At 38.0% G+C, this 23155-nt stretch carries 18 protein-coding genes and 1 pseudogene; 15 read left to right on the plus strand and 4 right to left on the minus strand.

The annotated features are described in order from the left end of the window. Nucleotides 1–42: 42 nt before the first annotated feature. The 4 genes from HMPREF1528_RS05450 to HMPREF1528_RS05465 form a co-directional block, all read right to left on the minus strand. Nucleotides 43–1842, minus strand: a complete 1800-nt coding sequence (locus HMPREF1528_RS05450) for an AMP-dependent synthetase/ligase (RefSeq protein WP_016478959.1) — start codon at nucleotides 1840–1842, stop codon at nucleotides 43–45. 146 nt (nucleotides 1843–1988) lie between these two features. After that, complete coding sequence (locus HMPREF1528_RS05455) at nucleotides 1989–2666, minus strand: PAS domain-containing protein (protein WP_016478960.1); 678 nt, start codon at nucleotides 2664–2666, stop codon at nucleotides 1989–1991. Nucleotides 2667–2710: 44 nt separating this feature from the next. After that, nucleotides 2711–3397 carry a PAS domain-containing protein gene (locus tag HMPREF1528_RS05460; protein WP_002671161.1) on the minus strand — a complete coding sequence of 229 codons (687 nt, stop codon included), beginning with the start codon at nucleotides 3395–3397 and terminating at the stop codon, nucleotides 2711–2713. A 221-nt stretch (nucleotides 3398–3618) separates the two neighbouring features. Then, complete coding sequence (locus tag HMPREF1528_RS05465) at nucleotides 3619–6090, minus strand: DUF2339 domain-containing protein (protein WP_016478961.1); 2472 nt, start codon at nucleotides 6088–6090, stop codon at nucleotides 3619–3621. Nucleotides 6091–6660: 570 nt separating this feature from the next. On the opposite strand from HMPREF1528_RS05465, the gene HMPREF1528_RS05470 reads away from it, so the two are divergent. The 15 genes and pseudogenes from HMPREF1528_RS05470 to HMPREF1528_RS05540 all read left to right on the plus strand — a co-directional run bounded on the left by HMPREF1528_RS05470 (nucleotide 6661) and on the right by HMPREF1528_RS05540 (nucleotide 23131). Further along, the gene (locus HMPREF1528_RS05470) at nucleotides 6661–6825 is read left to right on the plus strand and encodes a hypothetical protein (protein WP_009411712.1); all 165 of its coding nucleotides are present in this window, start codon (nucleotides 6661–6663) and stop codon (nucleotides 6823–6825) included. A gap of 47 nt (nucleotides 6826–6872) precedes the next feature. Continuing rightward, a complete protein-coding gene (locus HMPREF1528_RS05475) occupies nucleotides 6873–7736 on the plus strand; it encodes an NDP-sugar synthase (RefSeq protein WP_016478962.1) in 864 nt (287 codons plus the stop codon). A 69-nt stretch (nucleotides 7737–7805) separates the two neighbouring features. Continuing rightward, the gene (locus tag HMPREF1528_RS05480; protein ID WP_016478963.1) at nucleotides 7806–8849 is read left to right on the plus strand and encodes a phosphotransferase enzyme family protein; all 1044 of its coding nucleotides are present in this window, start codon (nucleotides 7806–7808) and stop codon (nucleotides 8847–8849) included. 79 nt (nucleotides 8850–8928) lie between these two features. Beyond that, nucleotides 8929–9756, plus strand: a complete 828-nt coding sequence (locus tag HMPREF1528_RS05485) for an alpha/beta fold hydrolase (RefSeq protein ID WP_016478964.1) — start codon at nucleotides 8929–8931, stop codon at nucleotides 9754–9756. 121 nt (nucleotides 9757–9877) lie between these two features. Then, nucleotides 9878–11035: a galactokinase gene (locus HMPREF1528_RS05490; RefSeq protein ID WP_009412982.1), complete on the plus strand. Its 1158-nt coding sequence runs from the start codon at nucleotides 9878–9880 to the stop codon at nucleotides 11033–11035. 13 nt (nucleotides 11036–11048) lie between these two features. Continuing rightward, a complete protein-coding gene (locus tag HMPREF1528_RS05495) occupies nucleotides 11049–12116 on the plus strand; it encodes an aldose epimerase family protein (protein WP_016478965.1) in 1068 nt (355 codons plus the stop codon). A gap of 39 nt (nucleotides 12117–12155) precedes the next feature. Then, nucleotides 12156–13739: a UDP-glucose--hexose-1-phosphate uridylyltransferase gene (locus HMPREF1528_RS05500; RefSeq protein ID WP_016478966.1), complete on the plus strand. Its 1584-nt coding sequence runs from the start codon at nucleotides 12156–12158 to the stop codon at nucleotides 13737–13739. Between the two features lie 719 nt (nucleotides 13740–14458). After that, the gene (locus tag HMPREF1528_RS05505) at nucleotides 14459–14935 is read left to right on the plus strand and encodes a hypothetical protein (RefSeq protein ID WP_016478967.1); all 477 of its coding nucleotides are present in this window, start codon (nucleotides 14459–14461) and stop codon (nucleotides 14933–14935) included. 82 nt (nucleotides 14936–15017) lie between these two features. Then, nucleotides 15018–15401 carry a hypothetical protein gene (locus HMPREF1528_RS05510; RefSeq protein ID WP_016478968.1) on the plus strand — a complete coding sequence of 128 codons (384 nt, stop codon included), beginning with the start codon at nucleotides 15018–15020 and terminating at the stop codon, nucleotides 15399–15401. Between the two features lie 11 nt (nucleotides 15402–15412). Beyond that, entirely contained in the window at nucleotides 15413–16219 is an 807-nt protein-coding gene (locus tag HMPREF1528_RS05515) for a tetratricopeptide repeat protein (RefSeq protein WP_016478969.1), read from the plus strand. Nucleotides 16220–16347: 128 nt separating this feature from the next. Continuing rightward, nucleotides 16348–17195: pseudogene (locus HMPREF1528_RS05520) on the plus strand (tetratricopeptide repeat protein); the annotation flags it as partial. 9 nt (nucleotides 17196–17204) lie between these two features. After that, on the plus strand, nucleotides 17205–17822 hold the full coding sequence (locus tag HMPREF1528_RS05525) for a hypothetical protein (protein ID WP_016478973.1): 618 nt from the start codon (nucleotides 17205–17207) through the stop codon (nucleotides 17820–17822). Between the two features lie 357 nt (nucleotides 17823–18179). Next, complete coding sequence (locus HMPREF1528_RS05530) at nucleotides 18180–18701, plus strand: hypothetical protein (RefSeq protein ID WP_016478974.1); 522 nt, start codon at nucleotides 18180–18182, stop codon at nucleotides 18699–18701. A gap of 805 nt (nucleotides 18702–19506) precedes the next feature. Beyond that, nucleotides 19507–22023 carry a DUF5686 and carboxypeptidase-like regulatory domain-containing protein gene (locus HMPREF1528_RS05535; RefSeq protein ID WP_016478975.1) on the plus strand — a complete coding sequence of 839 codons (2517 nt, stop codon included), beginning with the start codon at nucleotides 19507–19509 and terminating at the stop codon, nucleotides 22021–22023. Nucleotides 22024–22126: 103 nt separating this feature from the next. Then, nucleotides 22127–23131 carry an acyl-CoA reductase gene (locus HMPREF1528_RS05540; protein WP_016478976.1) on the plus strand — a complete coding sequence of 335 codons (1005 nt, stop codon included), beginning with the start codon at nucleotides 22127–22129 and terminating at the stop codon, nucleotides 23129–23131. Nucleotides 23132–23155: the final 24 nt, after the last annotated feature.

Consider the following 23155-nt stretch of genomic DNA (forward strand, 5'->3'; position numbering starts at 1 on the left):
AGAGACTATCTTAAAATGTTTTACGGATAGTCTCTAATATCTTTATCTGTACATCGCCTCTATTTCACGACTATAATTGGCATAAATCACTTTTCTTCTGAGTTTGAGCGAAGGAGTAATCTCATTACGCTCAATAGTGAAAGCCGAAGACAGAAGCGTAAACTTTTTAATCTGCTCGTAGTCGGGTAGGTCTTTCTGAAATTTTTGTAGCTGCTTACCTATGTACTCAATCACTTGGCTATGCTTTATCATATCTGCAGTGTTTTTGTACTTAAGGTTGAGATCTTTTAATGCTTGTGAGAGCATCTCGTAGTTAGGTACAATAAGGGCAGAAACAAACTTCTTACCATCAGCAATCACGGCTATTTGTTCTATAAGGTTATACTTCCCTACCTTGCCTTCAATCATCTGTGGAGCAATGTATTTGCCATTAGATGTCTTCATCAGTTCTTTAATGCGTTCGGTGATAAAGAGATTGTTATTACCGTCCAAATTACCCGCATCACCCGTACGCAAATAACCATCAGGAGTAAAAGCTTTGGCGGTTTCTTCTAGGTTCTTGTAGTAACCCTTCATCACCATTCCTCCTTTTACCAATATCTCGTTCTCTTCTCCTATCCGCACTTGCACATTAGGCATCACATTCCCTACCGATTGTGGATTGATACGATCGTCGCCCCAACAAGATATAGTAGCAGTCGTTTCGGTCATCCCATAACCTAATTTCAGGTTAATACCTATCGACTGAAAGAAACGTCCGATACTAGGTTCGAGGTTAGCCCCTCCACAAGGCATAAACTTAATGCGTCCACCAAGAGCCTCTTTCAGTTTCTTATAAACCATTTTATCAAAAAGGTTATAAGCTTTCTGTAAGACAAACGACGGTTTCTTACCTTGTTCGCGTAATGCCAATACTCGTTTACCAGTAGCTATTGCCAAGCGGAAAAGCTTACGCTTTACAAATGACGATGCGTCAGCTCGGTCGTGTACGGTGGCAAATATTTTTTCGTAGAAGCGCGGTACAGCACACATCAAGGTAGGACGCACCTCAGCAAGGGCTTCGCGTACTAAATTAGTATCATCTAAGTAATAAACAGTAACTGCTTTGTAAAGGCAGAAGTACGTCCACGCGCGTTCAAATACGTGCGATAGTGGCAAGAAAGCCAATGACGTATCAGTGTTATCTACGGTAGATAAGCGCTCGGTATGTCCTACCATCTGGAAAGCTAAATTCTCATAAGTAAGCATTACTCCTTTGGGCTCACCCGTAGTACCCGAGGTGTAGATAATCGTAAAAAGGTCGTCTAAATTGCGTTCTGCAATGCGCTTGTCTAACTCTGTGTCATACTGCGGACTATTACCGAGTGCCAAAAAGTCATTCCAGTGAATGGAATACTGTTTTTCAGTAAGAGGCACTTCGTTATCACATACCACAATCATTTGCAAGGTGGGGCACTGAGAGGCTACTTCAAGAGCTTTTTGGTATTGCTTTTCATCGCCTACAAACAGCACTTTCACCTCAGCGTGATTCATCACGTAGAGGGCTTGTTCAGCGGTATTTGTAGTATATATGGGTACCGGAATGGCACGTATTTGCAAGCAAGCAAGGTCAGCAAGCGACCATTGTGGGGTGTTCTGTGCAAGAATCCCTACAGTTTCTTGGGGCTGGACACCCAATGAAAGCAGAGATTTAGATAAAAGGGTTGTGGTACTGCCTAAGGTCTCCCACGTAATACCTTTCCAATGAGAAGAAGCGTCTCTTCCCATCAAAGCGTCTTTCTGTGGGTATTGCTGTACATTATTGCGAAACAGCGATACAAAGTGATAGGCTGTTAAGTCCATTTCGTTATTGAATTAATTAGTCGGGGCAAAAGTATAAAATAATTTTCAATTGACAATCCACGCTCAATAAATAACAAATCCTATGCCACAAAAAAGAGGAATAGAGTCTACCTCTATTCCTCTCTTATCTCTCTCTAATATTTTTATTAGTTAAACAAACGCTCGAAGAAGTTCTTGCGCTTTTCATTCTTCGAGTCATCCATTTGGTAAATATCGTCAGATACTGTCACGTTGTTATTATCAACACCCGATACAGTTTCAGCTGTAAATTTAGTTTGACCCTCTGACATAATACTAATCACAAAGTCAACATAGTCCTTCCCTTGCTTAGCCAAATAGTTTTTAAAGAAACGACTGCTCAATTCTACCCCCCCTATTCTCTCCATTTTCAAAAGTGAATCATAGAAAGGTGCCAAATAGTCTTTAATCGCTGCTTCAGGAACAGAACTTCTTCTACCTACGTAATGCGTAATATTACCCGATGCATCACGACGCATTTCAAAATCAGTAACCACCCAGTAGTATTCTCCTGTTTTAGCTAAGTTCTTAATCACACCCACAAAGTTGTGACCCGCCTTTAAGTTATCCCAAAGAAGCTTAAAAATAAGTTTTGGCATATCGGGGTGACGTATCAAGTTATGAGGTTGTCCTATGAGTTCTTCAGCAGTGTAGTGTGATACCTCACAAAACACATCATTCACTTTGGTAATAGTACCAACCGCATCTGTTTCACTGATGAGTACTTTGGTCTTATCCCACTGTACTTCACGGTCAATAGGAGTAGGTCTTGCAATAGTAGGTACAGCACTTTTAAATTCTGACATATTATTTTAAATTTTTTAGTTAATCACATAGGTTGTTCAGATAGTTATTGCACAAACAATCTACCAAAGAAACTCTTGCGTTTCTCGTTTTGAGCCTCATTCATAGTTACAATATCATCTGAAATCACTTGTGTAGTATCTACTGATGATACTTGATTTTCTTCGAAAGACACATTTTCTCTATTTTCATTCATTATATCTATAATGAAATCAATATAATCCTTGCCCTGTTTAGCTAAGTAGTTCTTGAAAAAACGGGCACTAAGCTCCATTCCACCTATCTTCTCAAGCTTCAAAAGCGTATCATAAAACGGCGCTACATAGTTGTCTATTACTCCTTTGGGCACCGATCTACGGCGTGCAATGTAGTGTGTGATATTTCCTTCAGCATCTCTGCGCATTTCAAAATCCGTGACTACCCAGTAATACTCCCCTGATTTTGCTAAGTTCTTAATTACCCCAATAAAGTTATTCCCCAATTTAAGGTTATCCCAAAGCAGTTTAAAAATCAGTTTAGGCATATCAGGATGGCGAATAATACTATGTGGTTGTCCTATCATTTCCGCAGCACTATAGCCACAAACATTGCAAAACACATCGTTTACATTGGTAATACGACCATAAACATCAGTTTCACTAATCACTACCAACGATTTATTCCAGTTCACCTCCTTGTCAATAGGAGTAGGACGTTGTACAGTAAGCTTAATGTCTCTATAATCTCTAATCATTACAAAATTAAATTTTGGTTATTATGGCGCAAAAGTAATGTTTTTATTTTAAATAATATGTATTTTTTTATCAAAAATTTTTCCTTACAACTACTATTATTATTTATTAATTTGATTTACAACTTTCTATAAAAAATCATCTCTCACAACGTTTCTCTTCCTCTTTGGAAAAATAATACACATTTAGCATTTTTTCTCTCTCTTTTTAATCTTCCATCCTCTTATTTTTGCTCCCCCTCTATCTCTTTGGTATATTTGTTATAGAGGAATGATGCTATCAGTAGCAATACCCCAAGCAGTACAAACACTATGGTCTTATGAAGAGTGTCGAGGTGGGTAGTATCGTAAAAGAATAACTTCAACAGCGTAAAACCTACCAGTATAATACCCGATATTCGCTGGTATTTCTTCCTTTTAAAAATACCCAATACTACCAATAAAATAGCATAACCTCCCCATAAAATTGTAAGACCTAATTTATAATTAGCTACCGATTCATATATATCTGTCCAGTGCAGTAATTCACTGCTAGCAACCCACAAAATAACCAGATGCAACAACATTTCCAATACACGCCTTGCTCCTGTTTTAAATTCCAAAAACTTACTGAGGGCATAAATGCTATTACCTAATACCACCAGCGAGAGCAAACCCACATATCTAATATTTAAAAACCAAAGTGATAACTGCCCTCCTTCCTGCGCTTCTTCCATATAACGTTCACGCAACTCACTGAAATAGTAAAGCCCCAAGGTCATAAATATAGTCAGTAACAAAAAGTTTAAGCCTATTTGTAGTTCTGCCAACAATTTCTTTTTCAGGTACTTCACATTCAGAAAACTATAAGCCGAAATAAACAACACACTGTATATAATATGCCATACCCCTTTAAAAGTGTTCAAGTCTTGATATGCCTCATAATGGCTGTAAATTTCAGGGTCTTGATGTAAAGCCCTCATATCGCAAAACACGCTTATCTCTCTGTAAAAAGTGCAATACAAAATAAGTACCGAAAAAATATTGAACAAAAAGCTCAACACTTTATTAAGCGTCCCTGTCTCTTTGTATTTATCATTGATATAAGCCATTGCTCCTACCGCCACACTATAAAGTAACCCTGTAATGAAGAGCGAGTTAGCAAAAGGCGTGATATACGCACTCGCGTCTTCCATATCAAAGATACTATAAGAGCCTTTCCCCCAATCTATCAGCAAACTGAAAGTAGCCAAAATCACTACTGCGTATGAAATTCGCTCGTACACAGGCATTTTTTTAGTACGCCCAAACCCAAAGAGTAACGCAGCTTCGGCTATCCAGAAGATAGTTATCCACGTTCCTTTAAACTGTATCGGGATTACCAAAGTAGCAAATGAGAGCGCCAATACCAAAACTAGGTATTTCAAAGCCTGAGAAGGCGCCTTTTTGAGATGAAAATAATAACCCACCAAAAAGTGAAATACAGCGTTAAGCAATGTAAACATCGCCACAAAAGTCCGATTATTAGGATAATAATCCAATATAAGCCAAACACCCATCGCGTAGAACGACAAGCTACTAAACAAGAACAAAAGCACATCTACCGCTTCTAATTCCTGTACCCTGTGTATTTTCTGAGCTATAAAAGCAACATAGAAAGTGAGGAACGTTACCAAATTAAATACAAAGTAAGGCACAAAATCGTCGTACTGATAAGCCGATGCCCACGTCGAGAACAACAATAGCCAAGTGAGGAACAACGCCGAAATGTACAGTGAACGCCATTGCTTATAAAACGAAAGTATCAGCACACCTATATTAATAATTGCTGTATACGCAAATAAAATTTCTACCTGACCCGAGTTATTACTCAAAAGAAAAGGTACCGCATAACCTCCCACAAGCCCTATAATAGCTATCACCACTTGGTTATAGCTCAACGAAGCAAGTACCGTAAAGGCTGTAAAGAGGAACATCAGCACAAAGGCAAGAGATTGCGGGAAATAACCAAAAACAGCATATGCAATAAAGGTGACGAAGTAAAAAATCGTCATTGCTCCACTCACCAAGATAGCACTAAAACTCTCATATTTTTTCTTGAGCATAGCTCCCGTTACAAAAAGCCCTATACCCATTAAGTAACCTAAAACCAAGCGCATTGCAGGGCTGATAAGGTTGTGCTGAATAGAGTATTTCACCCCTATAAACACCCCAATAATAATAATCACTATCCCTATCTTGCCAAACAAATTCTCACCGATAAATCGCTCCCAGTTAGTAGATTGCTTCGGCTCAAACGGATTTCTCACCTTCTTTTTAGGCGCAAACGGATTCGTTTTTGACGAAAAAGTAATCGGAGGGGTCTCTTGTTTCGGTTGTGAAGTTTCTTGCACCGCTTCAGCAACCGTCGCAACAGGCGTTTGCTTCTCTACAACAGCTGCCGTCATCTCCTCAGCCACAGTATTTATTACGGTTTGTTCCTCAACAGGAGTTACCGTTTCCACAGGGGGAGTCTCTGCTACTGCCTCACGTGTACCCTCAGGCACTGCCGTTTCTGCGGGTACCGCCGAAGTTAATACCGAAGTAGCACGCATTTGGGCTTTCAGTTCCCAAAGCGTTTGCTTTATCTGCTTCATCTCTTTAATGAAGTCGTACTGCCTATCCACAGCACCATCTACCTGAGCCATTAAGGCTTCTAAATCTTTTTCTGATACCATAACTTATAAGTAAAAGCGAAAGCTAATAAGCAATGAAAGCACAAAGGTAACAAAAAAAACTAATTTACCAAAATCACCCATATAATCCTTACAGCATTCACATTTAACGGATTCTCCTCCATTGAGAATATGCAAAAAGTTTTAAATAGGTATGATTGTGGATTGTCCCCCTTTGGAGGGGGAGCGGGGGAGGTAAGTTATAACACCCCTCTCCTACCCCAAACGCCCTTTACCCTAAATTACGAAAGTACACCCCTACGCCTTAGCTTTCGTTTTAATATATCTTTAACACCTCCTAAATGCCTGTTTCTCAACGTTTAATACAGTCTTTGTATACCAATCGTCCAAGATTCGTATAAGCTTCCTATAAGCTTTCTATAAGCTAAGTACACTAAACCATATCTTCAATATCTTTCCAAACCTTTCTAAAATCCTTCCAAAAACTTTCGTTCCTCCTCAAATTTTCAATCCTTTCACTTCCGCGCCTGAGACTTTTAAAGTCTCCCCTAGATTCTCCGAAAAACTCCGGTGCGTCGCTTTTGCGCTACACACTTAGCCAAAGTTCAAACTTTGGCTAAGTTAATTGGCATTACTGACATTATCGGTATTATTGGCATTATCAAAACTCTTATAAAAGAACAAGTAACGGAAAGCATTTTTAAATTCTTCGTAAAAATTTCGTTATATTTTTTTCCAGATTACAAAATTATCCCTATCTTTGCCGATGCAAAATAAGTACATTCACTTATCAAGACTTTTATTTATTAAGAAATTAACTTTATATGACAACATTAGTAATTTTAGCGGCAGGTTTAGGAAGTCGCTTTGGTTCAGACAAGCAGTTAGAAAATATTCACAATGGCAACGCTTTGTTTGATTACGGTATTTACGACGCTCTACAAGCTGGTTTCGACAATGTAGTACTCATCATTCGTCGTGAAATCGACGATTTAGCACGCCAACACTTAGAAAATCGATTCAATAATGTGCCCATTACTTATGTATATCAAGACGATTTTAACCCAAAAGGCATCGAACGTAAAAAACCTTGGGGTACAGGGCACGCTATGCTTTGTGTAAAAGAGTTTGTAAAAAACCCATTCCTCATCATCAATGCCGATGATTATTATGGCAAAGAAGGCTTTCGTTTAATGTACGAAGCGCTCAATGCTGGTAAAGAAAAAACTTTCTTCTCAGGAGGATATCTACTGAAAAACACCCTTAGTGAAAACGGAACTGTTTCACGCGGTATCTGCGAAGTAGACGCCAATCATCACCTACTCTCTATCAATGAAGCTACCAAACTGCGTAAAATTAACGAAACTACTGCCGTAGACGAAGCTACGGGCGCCGAGTATCCCCTAAGCACCTACGTATCTATGAACTTCTGGGGATTTACTCACGAAGTATTGGATATAGCCGACCGTTATTTCAAAGAATTTGTAGCCGAACATAAAGATGACCCTAAATCCGAATTTTATATCCCTATGGTAGTACAACACGCCATTAAGGATTACGGATATAAATTAGAAGTATTACCCAATCACGACAACTGGTTCGGTATGACCTATCACGAAGACCTCGCAATGGTACAAAACGAAATACAAAAATTCGTAGATAAAGGCGAATACCCTGATAAATTCTAATAAAATGTTTAACCCGTAAGAGATAATAAGTTTTTTACTTCTTATCTCTTACCTCTTACCTAAATAAAAATGAAAGAAATAGCCAATCAATTTAACTTAAAAGGAACCCTCCTTTCTGTGGAACCTTATGGCAACGGACACATCAACCGTACGTATTTGGTAAAAACCACCGATACAAATTATATCCTTCAAGGGATTAACAGCAATGTGTTCAAAACCCCTAATAGCATCATCAAAAACATCGAACTGCTCTGGGAAACTGAACCTAACAATCACATCATCCTCCCGATGATGAAAGCTAAACAAGGAGGATACTCCGTAAATGCTGAGGGCATTGTATGGCGAGTATTCCCTTTTGCCGAAGGTTATACTTCTTATGAATTCATCGAAGCTCCTTGGCAAGCCGAAAAAGCTGCCACTGCCTTTGCAACTTTTATGAAAACCTTTGCCAATATCGATACCTCTCGATTGCAGGCTACCATTCCTAATTTCCATAACGGAGATTTACGCTTCCAACAACTCGAAGATGCTTATGCTCAGGCAACTCCTGCACGCAAAGACAAAGCTGAAAAGCTATACGAATTTGCGCAAAAACACAAGGTAATTTTCGACCTTATCCAAAAAGAAGTAGACGAAAAGCGCATTCCTATACGCGTAACCCACAACGATACCAAAATCAATAACGTACTCATCAATAAATCCAATCCCGATGATTTTAGAGTAATCGACCTTGATACAGTGATGCAAGGTATCTTACTGTACGATTTCGGCGATATGGTGCGCACTTCGGTTAGCCCCACCGAAGAAAACGAAGCCGATGAAAGCAAAATTGTTTTCAATACCGAGTTCTTCGAAGCGCTTTGTAAAGGTTTTTCAGTAATGAACCCTGTGATGACTCCCTCAGAGAAAAAACATATCGTCGACGGAGCCAAATATATGATATTCATTATCGGTATTCGTTTCCTCGCCGATTATTTTAATAACGATGTGTATTACAAAATCTCATATCCTGAGGAGAATTACATTCGTGCCCGTAACCAGTTCGTGCTCTTTCAGCGTTTGGAAGACAAAGAAAAAGAACTCAGAGCAATTGCTAAAAAGTACTTTAAATAGGTAATACAAACTTTTAGTTTGAAACTTTGCCAAAGTTGAAACCAAACTAATTTTTAATTTAAAATCTATTTTTTTTACTATGAGAAATGTTTTTATAACCCCCCTTTTACTTATTTTACCACTATCTACGTTTGGACAATCTCCATTCTCAGTGAAAAAAGTAGGAGAAAAAGGAAGTCCTATTTTGTTTATTCCAGGACTTGGCTGCTCCAGCGATGTCTGGCAAGAGACTGTACCTGCTCTGATCACTAACCACACTTGCTACCTGCTTACCTTAGCGGGGTTTGGAGGAATTACCCCTGTAAAGAATCCAAGTTTGGACTATTGGACAGATGCCATTATCTCCTATATCAAAAAGGAGAACATCCAAAAACCTACGATTGTAGGGCATAGCTTAGGGGGCATCCTTGCTATGAAAATAGCTGCTAAAGCCTCTGACCTACTTGATAGAATAGTGATTGTAGATGCTCTGCCTTGCTTGCCTTTGCTTTCTGATCCTAATTTTAAGATAACACCTAACAAGGATTGTACTCCTATGATCAAGGAACTTACAGCAATGCCCAAAGAAGACTTTGAGCGTTCGCAAATGGCTTCAATGATGTACTATACAACAAAGGAAGCCAAGAAGCCTACCATCGTTCAGTGGAGTGTAGCCTCAGATAGGGAGACCCTCGCCAAACTTGTGTGTGAAATCTCTAATACAGACCTCAGAGAGGAAATAAAACAGATAAAAGTGCCTGCCTTAGTGCTCTTAGAGTCCGTATTTACATATTCAAAAGACAACATAAGAGATCAATATCAAAATTTATCTTTGAGAGACCTTAGATATGCCAATAAAGGGCTCCACTTTATTATGTATGATGACTTTGATTGGTATTTGACTCAGCTAAAATCCTTTATAAGATAAGAAATATATTGTCTCTACAAGAAATATCTATTAGAATTGTCTTTGACAGCACTCCCTTTTTCCATTATATTATTTAATTAAGTAATTTCTAAACAAAACTAATAACTAAAATTAAAACTATATGAAACACTTAGAACAAAAGTTTCAAGAAGTATTCGGTGCTCCTGCCGAAAAACAATTCTTCGCACCAGGACGTGTGAATCTCATCGGTGAACATACCGACTACAATGGCGGTAATGTGTTCCCTTGCGCTATCGACAAAGGTACTTACGGTCTCGTAAAAAAACGCAATGACCGCAAATTCCGTATGTATTCTGAAAACTTTGCCGACCTTGGCGTAATGGAGTTCACTCTCGACGAACTTACCAACGACAAAAAACACGATTGGGCTAACTACCCAAAGGGTGTGATTAAAATGTTCCTCGAAGCAGGACAAAAAATCGACTCTGGTTTCGATATTCTCTTCTCTGGGAATATCCCTAATGGCGCAGGGCTTTCTTCTTCTGCTTCTATCGAGATGCTCACTGCTATTGTGCTAAAAGACCTCTTCCACCTCTCTATCGACCCTGTGGAAATGGCGCAATTAGGCAAGAAAACTGAAAACCTATTCATTGGGGTAAACTCTGGTATTATGGACCAATTTGCAGTAGCTATGGGTAAGAAAGACCACGCTATCCTTCTCGATTGCAACACCCTTAAATATGCCTATGTCCCTGTGGTACTCAAAGATGAGGTAATCGTGATTGCCAATACTAACAAACGTCGTGGTCTTGCCGATTCTAAATACAACGAGCGTCGTGCAGAATGTGATGAAGCCTTAGCCGAATTGCAAACTAAATTGCCTATTAAAGCCTTAGGAGAACTCTCTATTGAACAATTTGAAGCCAACAAAGACCTCATCAAGAGTCCCGTTCGCCAAAAAAGAGCTAAACACGCAGTATATGAAAACCAACGTACTCTTAAAGCACAAAAAGAGCTTTCAGCAGGTAATTTAGCTGAGTTTGGTAAATTAATGAATCAATCGCACATTTCTTTGCGCGACGATTATGAGGTAACAGGCGTAGAACTCGATACTTTGGCTGCTCTTGCTTGGGAACAACCTGGGGTAGTAGGTTCACGTATGACGGGAGCTGGCTTTGGCGGTTGCACTGTAAGCATAGTGAAAAAAGACAAAGTAGACGACTTCATTAAAAACGTAGGCGAGGCTTACAAAAACAAAATAGGTTATGCCGCCGATTTCTATATCGCTTCTGTAAGCGACGGTGCTAAAAAACTATAAACAAGACCAAAGTATGATAACCATCAACAAAAGCCTGTTCGGTACTCACAACGGACAGGCTGTCTATCAATATACCTTACAGAATGCGAATGGCTTTCGCGTGTCTGTTTTGAACTTAGGCGGTACTATTACCGAAATAGCTGTAAAAGATAAGCACAACGTACTTAAAAACGTAGTATTAGGCTATGCGCATTTGGAAGATTACATAGGTAATGGCGCTTATAATGGAGCTACCATAGGGCGCACTTCAGGGCGTATTCACAACGCTACTTTCACCATCGACGGGAAAACCTATCATCTATTTAAAAACAATGGTGAAAACTCATTGCACGGCGGTAAAGAAGGTTTTAGCAGTAAAATCTTTGAAGTAAAAGAGCTCGCTAATGGTTTAGAAATGCACTACACAAGTCCTGATGGTGAAGAAGGCTACCCTGCAAAAGTAGATTTCAAAGTGATTTACACTATCACTGAAGATAACAGTCTACACATTGCTTACGAAGCCGTTGCCGATGCCAAAACCTACCTTAATATCACCAACCACAGTTATTTCAACCTTTCAGGTGATATGGAAATGAATGGCGATACCCAAGTACTACAAATCGCTGCTGATAATATTTGTGAATTGGCAGAAGGATTGATACCTACGGGTAATTACATAGCTGTAAAAGGTACTACTTTCGACCTCCGTAAAGGTAAAGTTATCGCTGAGGGTATTGCCGAAGGGCACCCTCAATTCAAAATCACTCGTGCCTACGACCACCCCTTTGTGCTCAACCACAGCGGACTCAAAGGTGCTCCTCAGTTGGTATTACATTCTCCTTATAGTGGTATTACTATGGAAGCCTATACTACCCAGCGTGTGGCTGTGATTTACACTGGTAACTTTTTAGATGATGTTCCTGTATTCGATAAGGTATGTACACACAAAGAAAAGCCCGCTAAAAACCCACGATTTGTAGGAGTAGCTATTGAGATGCAAGATTTCCCTGATGGCATCAATCAGCCGAAGTTTGGGGTAAAACCCTTAGAAAAAGGGGAAGTGTACAAGCAAGAAACCGTTTATAAGTTTCTTATTAAATAACGAATAGTCTTGTTAATTATTAATTGATAATTATTAATCGTGAAAGTTTATATTGAAGTAGAAAAGCTCATCAGTTATGCGGTACTTCATAACTTGGTGAAGGAAGACGACCGTATTCTTGTTACCAATGCTGTTTTGGAAAGTATTGGCTGCGATAGTTATACCGAGTTTACAAAAGAAGAGCAAGCTCAAATCGCTAAAGAGGTAGCCCAGATAACTTATCCTACGGAAGTACTCGACCGCTTAGTGCAGTGGGCAGCTGAGAACGGCACCCTCACTACCGATACGCTTACTTTCCGCGACCTACTGAACTCTAAGATTATGGGACAGGTATTACCTCGTACATCGGTAATTCGCAAAGACTTTTGGCATACTTACCAAAGGAGCAAAGAGCAGGCAACCCAACAGTTTTATGAGCTCAACAAGCAAAGCAACTACATACGCACCGATAGGATTTCTAAGAACATTCTGTGGGAACACGAGAGCCCTTATGGCAATTTAGAGATTACTATTAACCTTTCTAAGCCAGAGAAAGACCCTCGTGATATTGCTGCCCAAAAAGATGTGGTAGCCACTAACTACCCAAAATGTTTGCTCTGTAAAGAGAACGAAGGCTATATGGGACGTGTAAATCACGCTGGTAGGCAAAACTTGCGCACGATTAAGCTGGATTTAGCCAATGAGGAATGGTTTTTTCAATACTCCCCCTATATCTATTACAACGAGCATTGTATCGTCTTTTCGAGTGAGCATCGCCCGATGAAGATTGACAAGGCTTGCTTTGAGCACGTATTGGGCTTTGTAGAGCAATTTCCTCATTACTTCCTCAGTTCTAATGCCGATTTACCTATTGTGGGAGGCTCTATCCTCTCACACGACCACTTTCAAGGCGGACGACACGTTTTCCCTATGGAAAAAGCTACCATAAAAGAACGCGTGAGCTTTAAAGGCTTTGATGATGTAGAAGCAGGCATCGTAAATTGGCCTATGAGCGTATTGCGATTGCGCGGTGAGAAAGACCGCCTCATCGCCTTAGCCGATGTCATCTTGCAATCGTGGATAAACTACAGCGATGAATCATTAGGCATCTACTCACATACTGAGGGTGTGCGTCACAATACGGTAAACCCTGTGGCACGTTTTAAAAACGGCAAATATGAACTCGATTTGGCTTTGCGCAACAACCGTACGGATACTGAGCACCCTATGGGTATCTTTCACCCTTACGAACATCTGCACAATATCAAAAAAGAGAATATTGGGATTATTGAGGTGATGGGCTTAGCGATTTTACCTGGTAGGTTAAAGACTGAAATGGCGAGCATTAAAACCTTGCTTAGTGAAGCTATTACAGCTGGTAACTCTTTCAGCACTGTATATTCCCAAATGAACGCTGACTCTGCTTTGCAAAAACACACTCAGTGGTTAGAACGTTACGTGAGCTCCTCCCCTACTCCACTTTCCATAGAGAACTTAGATAACTTTATTAATAGGAGTATAGGCGATACTTTTTGTGAGGTATTGGAGAATTGTGGCGTGTTCAAACATACTCCAAAAGGAGAAGAAGGGTTTAGGAGATTTGTTGCTCAGGTAAAGTGCGAGCCGCACAGACAGATTAATTAGCAAATGAGAAAATTAGCAAATGAGAGAATGAGAAAATAAGAGAATTAGTAGATGAGAGAATTAGTAGATGAGAGAATTAGTAGATGAGAATATTAGTGGGGCTATGAGTATCTTTAGTAACTCTGGGGAGTAATTGCTAACAACCGTGAATAATTTAGACATTAGTTGTTTGTGGCTAATTGTGCTTTACCTTTTGTATTTTAACTGATAATAAATAACTTATCTATTAAACAATAAAAATAAATACTAAAATATTTGCATAGTATAAAAAATAGTCGTAATTATGCACCGAAAATAAAGACATATTAAAAGCGTTAGCTTTTGTTCTGTTGTCAGAAATCTGGTACATTTCAAAAAGTAATACAGTAACAAAAAGTTGATGCCTGCGTTATAGCGTGGGTTACACTTTCTGTATTACAAAGTTTACCAGAACTCCTGACAACAGATAGTAAGTAATTCACGCTTTCTGTTTTTATGAAAAAAGCGTTAGCTTTATTCTGTTGTTGGGAATCTGGTACATTTCTACAATTTAAGTAATACAGAATAAGTTAGCTTATGGAGCAAAGGAAGCGCAATTGTGTCTTCCTTTGCCGTATGCAACTTCTCTTCTAAGAATAAAGATAACACTCCAGATTTATAACAAAAAATAAAAATATCAATAATAGGCGAAAACCGAAAAGCCTATAACAGAGTAGGTATTATTTTTAAATTTTTAACCAATGAAAAAAGTATTTTTGTATGCATTTTTAGCTATCTCATTAGTTTCTTGTGGGGGATTAGCTAAACAATTTGTAACCTTTACTGGTGACCAACCTTTACAAGAAGGTAAGAGTCGTATTTATGTAATGTTCTACAGTATGAATTCTACACCAATAATATCTCTATTTTGTAATGAGAATTTAATTGGTACAATTGATCACAATGGGTATTTAGCTTTTGATGTCCCATCAGGAGAAAAGTATTCTTTAGAGGCTACTACTGGGCGTCGTGAAGGCTACACTTGGAATAGTAATGCAGGTGAAGAACACTTTACAATTAATGCTAAGGACGGAAAGTCTTACTACCTAAAGCTAAGTTTTGGAAAAAGAGGAAAAGTAGGTGTTTATACTTTTGACTACATACCTAAAGAAGAGGGTGAAAGACTTATCAAAAGATTCCCTAAACCTAAATTGAACTATATAGAAGAAGATGAATAGTCTTCTATATTCAAAATTAACTTATAAATCTGACTGTTTGAATTGCACTATTAATTCAAACAGTCTCTAAAACTCAAAAACAATGAAAAAGATAGTATTTTTAATGCTTTGCCTATTGATAGGGGCAAGCTCTTATGCACAACAAAAGAAAACAGTAAAAAAGAAAACTGTTAAAAGTTACACAACAGAACAAGCTATAGCTTATGTAGAAGACTACTTCAACTTCTATCAAGCTGATTGGGCTTATGATAATATTGAAGCACGAAAAGTGTCAAATAACACCTTTTATATAAAGGTACAAGTTTGTAGTTCAAAAGGTAGTTGTTATGAAACTGAGTATGACTACACAACCAATACTTCCCAAAGGACTAATAAAAAGAAAGAGTTTTGGTGGGATACAAAACTCTACACCCTCGTTATTGGTTCTGGCGGAAAGTATAAAATGGAAGAAAAGTTTAACTATTAACCTAAACTACAATGAAAAATATAATATTTTTAACAACACTATTATTCATTACTTTCTGCTATGGGCAAGAACAACAAAGCTATGAAACTCTCAAAAAATTAGCTGAACAAGGAGATGCTAATGCTCAATACAAATTAGGTGATGCCTATGATCTAGGAAAACTTGGATTAAAAAAATCTGAATATCAAGCTATTTACTGGTATGAAAAAGCTGCTGAGCAGGGAAATGGTTGGGCTCAAATTTCATTAGCATCACTTTATGAATTTAGTGAAACAGAAAAAAACAATATGAAAGCTCTTTATTGGTATGATAAAGCTACAGAATATGAAGACTCAAGAGTTAGTGTACAAGCGATGTGGCAGCTTACAGGTATTTATGAGAAGAAAGGAGAGTACCAAAAAGCTTTTAATTATTACAAAAAGTTTGCTGAAAAAGAAGATGCAAATATTGAAGCAAAAATAGGATATTACTATTCAACTGGTGTAGGTGGAATTGAAAAATCTTATGAAAAAGCAGTCTATTGGCTTACGAAAGCCGCTGAAAAAGGCAAAGCTACTTCTCAATTTAACTTAGCTTTATGTTATGAAAATGGAAATGGAGTAAAGCAATCCTATTCAAGAGCTGCTTATTGGTATAAGAAAGCGGCAGAACAAAATTTTGCAGGAGCACAACATAATTTAGCTTCTCTCTATTATTCTGGTAAAGGAATAGAACAATCAAAAGAAAAAGCTATATATTGGTTTCGTAAAGCTTGTGAAAATTTCAGTGATAGTTCTTGTAAAAAATTGAACGAATTAAAAGGAAATGATGATGAGTGAAAACAACAACTTTTTTTCTTCTAATGAATCTAATTCGGACTCTATAGAAGAAGCCATCAACTCTGCTGTAAAATAAAAGTTTTACTAAAATTTACTACTTAAAATTGCAATTATTAGTGGAACTTACAGCTTTTGAAAAAGTATATTGCCTCAGTCCCAGTGACACTGTATTTTTATATAATGCAGCTACGGTATCCACAGAGAGCAAAAATTACAATTGTGCACTTAAACTATATCAAGAACTTAAAGACTTAGGGTATGATGGTGATGAGATTCTTTTCATAGCTACCAATAGAGATATAGGGCAGGAAGAATCTTTTGCTGATAAAAAACAACGTGACTTAGCACTGAAATCTGGGGCTCACAGAAAGCCAAGAGAAAAAAGATATCCTTCTAAACGTACTGATATAATAAAAAATATTGTCTTTATTTATGTAAAGCAAGGTAAGGTTAACGAGGCTCTCAAAGCATTTGAAGAAGCTAAAAAACTATACCCTAAAGATGCCTCCATAATCCTTGCTAAAGCCAATGTATACTTGCTGTTAGATAACAAAGAAAAATTTAAACAATTAATGCAAGAAACCACTCAATTAGAACCTAAAAATTCTGATATTCAATACAATATTGGTGTGATTAATATGCAACAAGGTAATATTTAGAAGCTCGCAAAGTCTTTGAAAAAGCTCTTAGAATTAAGCCCGATTATACTGATGCGGCTCTTAACATCTCAACAACCTATATCAACGAAGGAAATGCTTTGATTGAAGGAATGAATTCCTTAGGAGCATCAAAAGCTGATAAGAATAAATTTGAAACTTTAAACGCTCAAAAAGATAATTTATTTAGAAAAGGAGCCGAAGAGTTAGAACGCTTCACTAAAGTCAATGGTAAAAATCAAAATATCTTAACTCAACTGAAAAATATCTATGGAACTTTAGGTGATAGTCGCAATTTTCAACGTATTAAAAATTATTAGACGAATAATATGGCAGTTAAAAATTTTTCAGGTAAAACCTTTGTTGCTTTTGTAGATATTTCAGGCTTTAAAGTAATGATGAGTGAAGATAAAAGCCGAGCTGCTGAGGCATTGGATAAATTCTACCAAATAGGATATGAGATATTGCAAAGTTATCATAAGGTAAGTGGTATCTTTATTTCTGATTGTGGAGTGTTATTCGTTTCACAGACTACCTCAATAAACGAACAATTGAACACAATATTAGAAGTTGTTAAGAATATTAACCAAAGAATGTTATATGAAAACTTTATGCTAACAACTAACATTGCTTATGGTGATTTCTCTTACCAAGATAGAGTAGAATTTAATGGAATTTCAAAAAACTTATTATTTGGAAATGCCTATTTAGATGCTTATTCTGATAACACTTCCAAACCTAAAATGGAACCTGGAATGTGTAGAATCTTGAGTAAAAACATAGAAGAGACAAGTTTCTTAGACAGTAATCAGTTCCTAATGAGAAAGAAACAACATTACTATTTTTATTGGAATGTAAATATTCCAGAGCAAATTGCAAACTTTGAACAAGATTATAAAAATGCCAAGTATGATGGTATTTTGCAATCACTAAAAAAATATCATTAAAATTCAAACGGAAAAAGCAGAAATACTTACAGAACCGAACTATTGAGTACTATTAATTCTGTACTTATATTAGTGCGGAGAACAGCTTGATTTTTGGTAGCAAATGACTTAGAAACAGGTGAGAACAAACATTTAAATATTAACAATTTGATCTTTAAAAACAAAATATACCATTCCTTTTTCTCAGGAATTATGGGGTATTTTACTCTATTAGACCAATTAGGATGTATTTTGCAATGTATTAAAGAAATATAGTGGTATTTCTAAAAAGAACAAGAAGCTTTACTTGGTCTTAGAAATTGCTTGGTTCATAACTATGGATTAGCTAACAAGATTTACAATCAAATATTAAAACCTATGAAAAACATTCTTCTTATCATTACCCTATTCACCTCCTTATCTCTCTTTTCACAAGTGAGAAAAGAAGTAGAAAATGGTATTTGGGTAACCTTCCCTAAAAATCCGCAGTATAGTGTAGCACAAGGGGCGCGACAGTATATCGCACAAACAGACAACGCGGTGTGTATGGTGCAGAGTGTAGACCTACCTCAACGCACCCAATATTTAGCGGCTGAAAGAAACTTTTCAGAGGCAGAGAAAAAAGAAGTAGCAGATAGTTTTCTCAACAACTATACTCAAGGGGTGATGGCTTCCTCGGGCAATACCGCACAGATAAGCTCTATCAAAAAAGGAGCTCTCTATGGTAGAAAAATAAGCTATTCAGCGGTCAATCCTGCAACGGGTGAAGTTACTCAACGCAGTAGTGTCGTGCTTTTTGTTCGTGCTAAAGTAGTGTCGGTAGAATGTATAGCAATGAATAACAGCTCCAAAGCTACTACCGAGATGAATAGCTTTTTAAACTCTATTACGGTTAAGTAGCTTCTTATAAACATTTAAAAACTTTGTCAAAGGAAGCAGCGTGCGCTACTTCCTTTGGTATTTTTTTTATTATAAGTAGGGATAAATTTTTAGCATTAGCAAATTTGAAGATTGGAAAATTAGTAAATTAGGAAGTGACGGAAATTAGTTGGAGAATCTCGGAAAGACTCAGATGGTTCGGACAAGTGGAATGAGCTGAGGAAGGGAGTAGGAGGATTCGGAAGAAAACGGAATTTTTCAGAAGAGAGCTGAGAGGGATTTTGGTGAAAAAAGGGTGTAAGATGGGTGGGGTTAGCTTATAGAGAGCTTATAGGAAGCTTATACGAATCTTGGACGATTGGTATAGAAGGGGTGTGTAAAAAATTGATTAATAGTATAATACAACAAGGCTAAAAATGTTAAAAACGGGGTTTCGAGACGAAAGAAAGAGGAAGAGGTGATAGGCCTTAGGCCATAGGCACTAGGGGGAGTGTGACGGAAAAGGGGGAATGCGATGACGGGGAAGCGAAAGAAACCTTCCTCCTATCACATACTCCGCTCTCGCGGACTTCCATTCAAAGGGGGAATGTGATGACGGAAAAGGGAAGTAATCACGAGGGACGAATGGCGAATAAAGAGGGACGGGGGTGACGAATGACAAAGGAACAATAGAAGGAAAATGAGGGTTTTATTTTCGTGAAAGGCAGGTCTACAAAAAATAAGAGTTTATAATAATATACAGTAGATTTGGTTTTAGAAAAGTAACATTCTGTATATTATTTTTATTATTTTTTATATCTTTGCATTTTAAAAGTGATTTTATACGATGAAAAAACGCTTCTTACTACTCCTTCTATTCGGTTTAATACTCTGTCTTACAAAAGTATGGGGGCAGACACACGTGTCGGGTAAAGTGATTGATGAAAACGGCAACCCCGTAGCTTATGCCAATGTGATTTTTGCAAAAACTACCATTGGAGCTTATACCGACGACCAAGGGCGGTTTTCTCTGTATTCGGAGAAAAGACAGAAGGATTTGGAAGTTTCACTTATAGGATACAACACTAGGAAAATACATTTAGACAAAGACAACACCAAGGATTTGGTAGTGGTATTGGTGGAAGGGGAATTGCTCGAAGAGGTAACAGTTGTAGCGAAACCTACTAAGGCACTTTCTAAAAAAGAGAACCCTGCCTATACCGTATTGCAAGGTATTTGGAAGAATAAAAAGAAGCGTGGACTACAAAACGCTACGGCGTATCAGTTTAAAAAACATAGTACAACGGAATTGGGGGTGAACAACCTCGATACCATCTTCTTAAAAAAGGCTTTAGGAAAGGAATATGACACTATCAGGCGTATTCTTTCTGAGAAGAAATACAAAGAGACCTTCTCTCTACCAATGTATCTCACTGAAAAAATAGAAACGGTTTACGGCAACAATCAGTTGGGGAAAAAGCGAGTAGACATAGAAGCTGAACGTGCTCAAGGGATTGTACAACAAGGTTTTGGATTGGAACGCGTAAGTCAGTCGTTTGACGATTTTGATATTTACGACAACACTTATATGATACTGAACAAGCCCTTTGTGAGTCCGCTAGCGGAGTTTGGTTATGGCGTATATCTGTACGTGCTGAGCGATACGATTCAGAGAGACGACCGCTCGTTCTATCGCATCAACTTCTTTCCTCGTGATGACCAAGATTTAGCATTAGAGGGAAAGTTTGAAGTAGACACTAAGACTTATATAGTGAGTTCGATACAGATGCACACTACGGCTAAAACGAATATCAACTTAGTACGTGGACTTTCTTTTGAAAAATACTTTACCATTGCCAACGACAGTATTTACCTTCCTGAACACGAGATACAAGAAGGAGACTTTACACTCCTAACGAAGAAAGATGAGGAAAAGGGATTGTATGTAAAGAACTACATCACTTTTTCGGATATTGTTCTCAACAAGCCTAAACCTGCTAATTTTTATGACGAGCAGGTGGTAAAGGTAGCGAAAAATCAGTTTTACAAAGACGATAGTTATTGGGACGCAAATACCTTAGGAGGGGCAGACCTCACTAAAACGAAAGTTCTGATTCGGGAAGTGGGGAGCAATAAACGCATCAAGATGATAGGTGATGTAACTGATATCGTGACGTCGGGCTATATTCCTATTGGCAATTATATGCAGTTTGGCAGGTTTTGGCAAACTTTCTCGAGCAACAACGTAGAGGGTTTACGGCTAAGAGCTGGCTTTCGTTCGTTCTTCTCTACCGATGACCGCTTCCGCGCCTATGTATACGGAGCTTATGGGGTGAGAGACAAAGAGTTTAAATACGGTATCAGTGGTAAATACCTTATCTCTCACAGTCCGCGTATTACCTTTGGTGCAGGCTATCAGAACGACAATTTGCAATTGGGTACCTTTGTGATGCACGACGATACCAAATTAGATTTTGAAAATACTACCAACTTTATCATTGCTCGTGGTGAGAACTATTATCTTACCCGCAACAGAAAAGTACAAGGTGTTATTAACTATGATATTGTGCCTAACTTGCAGTTTTCAGTATTTGGTACTTACCAAAAACTCACTTCGGCAAGCGAAGAGAACTTCCTCATTGCCTACCGAAACCCCAAGACAGGCGAGGAAATTCACGAATACGACAACTTTTATACAGGGGCACAAATTACCTTTACCCCCAACAGAAAGGTATTTGGCTATGGGGTGGAACAGCGTTATGGCAAAAAGCTCTTCCCGATGTATACCCTTAAATACTCTAAAGGCGTAGACGGTGTATTAAACAGTAAGTTTGATTACGACAAAGTACAAACGATACTCTATAAACCAATTCCCCTTTTCGGGTACGGTATTTTCCACGCTACGGTGGAAGCAGGGAAGGTATTCGGTACAGCACCTCTGATAGCACTAACTCCTACTCCTGCAAACCAATCGTATTCATCAGCTCCTAACACTTTTGCGCTTTTAGATTACTACGATTTCATTACCGACACTTATATCAATGGATATTTTGAGCATCATTTTGATGGGTTCTTGTTCAACCGCATTCCTTTCTTGCAAAAAACGCGCTTTAAGAGTTTAATATTTGGACGATTTGCTTACGGAACACTCTCTGACAAGAACAAACAAGCTAATATTACCAATATTATATTCAATTCACCTGAAAAACTGTATTGGGAATACGGATTTGGGATTGAGAACATAGGGTTAGGAAACTTTCGCTTTATACGAGTAGATTTCGTATGGCGCAACGATTTCAATGATGTGAATGGGGTGCGTAATCCTAAGTTTGGCGTACGGATTGGGATAGTACCATCGTTTTAGGTAAAAGGTAAAAGATAAAAAGGAAAAGGGAAAGCGAGCGAGGGCTCACAGCTGGGTATGTGAGCAAAAGGCAAAAAGTAAAAAGTAAAATAGATACTTTCTAATGAAGCAACAAAATATAAACAACTTAGTTCGGTTAGGAGAACTACTTTCTAAAACCGAACAATTCAACGATATATTTGATAAAGCAGAACAGCAGAACAGTTGGTTTACGCGTGCTAATGTAACATTTGCCTTTAAATCGTGGAGTGAAGCCCTCAGTGAAAACAATGTACAACAATGGCTGTCGCAATATCAATTACCACAAACTACTTCGCCTAAAAAAATATTGATTATAATGGCTGGTAATCTGCCTTTGGTAGGCTTCCACGATTTGTTGTGCGTATTGGTAGCAGGACATAAGGCAATAGTGAAGCTCTCCAGCGACGATGGCGTACTACTTCCCTACCTTATAAAACAGATGAAGGCTTTTGCCCCTGAATGGGCAAAAGCGGTAGCTTTTACAGATGATAAAGTAACTGAATACGATGCCGTAATAGCTACGGGTAGCGATAATACCGCACGCTATTTTGAGTATTACTTTGGCAAGAAACCCCATATTATAAGGAAAAACCGCCATTCAGTAGCCGTACTTACAGGTGAAGAAACACCTGAGGAATTGCAGGATTTAGGTAAAGATATCTTTTTGTATTACGGCTTGGGTTGCCGAAGTGTTTCTAAACTATTTGTACCCCAAGGTTATGATTTCGACCTATTATTTCAGGCTATCTACCCGTATAAAGACATTATTGAAGAACAAAAATACGCCAATAACTACGACTACAACAAAGCCGTTTACCTAATGAGCTTGTATAAACTACTCGAGAACGGTTTCTTACTGCTGAAAGAAGACGAACATTACGGTTCACCTATTGCGACTCTTTTCTATGAATATTACACCAATAAAGAAACCCTAAAAAAGAAATTAGCAACCGACAGAGAAAAGATACAATGTGTAGTAGGTCATAATTTTATAGATGGTGAAATACCCTTCGGGCAAACGCAGACTCCTAAACTATGGGATTACGCCGATGGTGTAAACACGCTTACGTTTTTACTAAATTTGTAACAACTAAATAAAAAGAATTGTTTA

This window comes from Capnocytophaga sp. oral taxon 336 str. F0502, from assembly GCF_000411575.1.
Classification (GTDB): Bacteria; Bacteroidota; Bacteroidia; order Flavobacteriales; family Flavobacteriaceae; genus Capnocytophaga; species Capnocytophaga ochracea.

Coding starts and splice junctions, on each gene's coding strand:
- HMPREF1528_RS05480 (WP_016478963.1), top strand. CDS start 7,806: ATGAAAGAAATAGCCAATCAATTTAACTTAAAAGGAACCCTCCTTTCT.
- HMPREF1528_RS05455 (WP_016478960.1), bottom strand. CDS start 2,666: ATGTCAGAATTTAAAAGTGCTGTACCTACTATTGCAAGACCTACTCCT.
- HMPREF1528_RS05495 (WP_016478965.1), top strand. CDS start 11,049: ATGATAACCATCAACAAAAGCCTGTTCGGTACTCACAACGGACAGGCT.
- HMPREF1528_RS05460 (WP_002671161.1), bottom strand. CDS start 3,397: ATGATTAGAGATTATAGAGACATTAAGCTTACTGTACAACGTCCTACT.
- HMPREF1528_RS05525 (WP_016478973.1), top strand. CDS start 17,205: ATGGCAGTTAAAAATTTTTCAGGTAAAACCTTTGTTGCTTTTGTAGAT.
- HMPREF1528_RS05505 (WP_016478967.1), top strand. CDS start 14,459: ATGAAAAAAGTATTTTTGTATGCATTTTTAGCTATCTCATTAGTTTCT.
- HMPREF1528_RS05510 (WP_016478968.1), top strand. CDS start 15,018: ATGAAAAAGATAGTATTTTTAATGCTTTGCCTATTGATAGGGGCAAGC.
- HMPREF1528_RS05475 (WP_016478962.1), top strand. CDS start 6,873: ATGACAACATTAGTAATTTTAGCGGCAGGTTTAGGAAGTCGCTTTGGT.
- HMPREF1528_RS05535 (WP_016478975.1), top strand. CDS start 19,507: ATGAAAAAACGCTTCTTACTACTCCTTCTATTCGGTTTAATACTCTGT.
- HMPREF1528_RS05450 (WP_016478959.1), bottom strand. CDS start 1,842: ATGGACTTAACAGCCTATCACTTTGTATCGCTGTTTCGCAATAATGTA.
- HMPREF1528_RS05490 (WP_009412982.1), top strand. CDS start 9,878: ATGAAACACTTAGAACAAAAGTTTCAAGAAGTATTCGGTGCTCCTGCC.
- HMPREF1528_RS05465 (WP_016478961.1), bottom strand. CDS start 6,090: ATGGTATCAGAAAAAGATTTAGAAGCCTTAATGGCTCAGGTAGATGGT.
- HMPREF1528_RS05485 (WP_016478964.1), top strand. CDS start 8,929: ATGAGAAATGTTTTTATAACCCCCCTTTTACTTATTTTACCACTATCT.
- HMPREF1528_RS05515 (WP_016478969.1), top strand. CDS start 15,413: ATGAAAAATATAATATTTTTAACAACACTATTATTCATTACTTTCTGC.
- HMPREF1528_RS05540 (WP_016478976.1), top strand. CDS start 22,127: ATGAAGCAACAAAATATAAACAACTTAGTTCGGTTAGGAGAACTACTT.
- HMPREF1528_RS05530 (WP_016478974.1), top strand. CDS start 18,180: ATGAAAAACATTCTTCTTATCATTACCCTATTCACCTCCTTATCTCTC.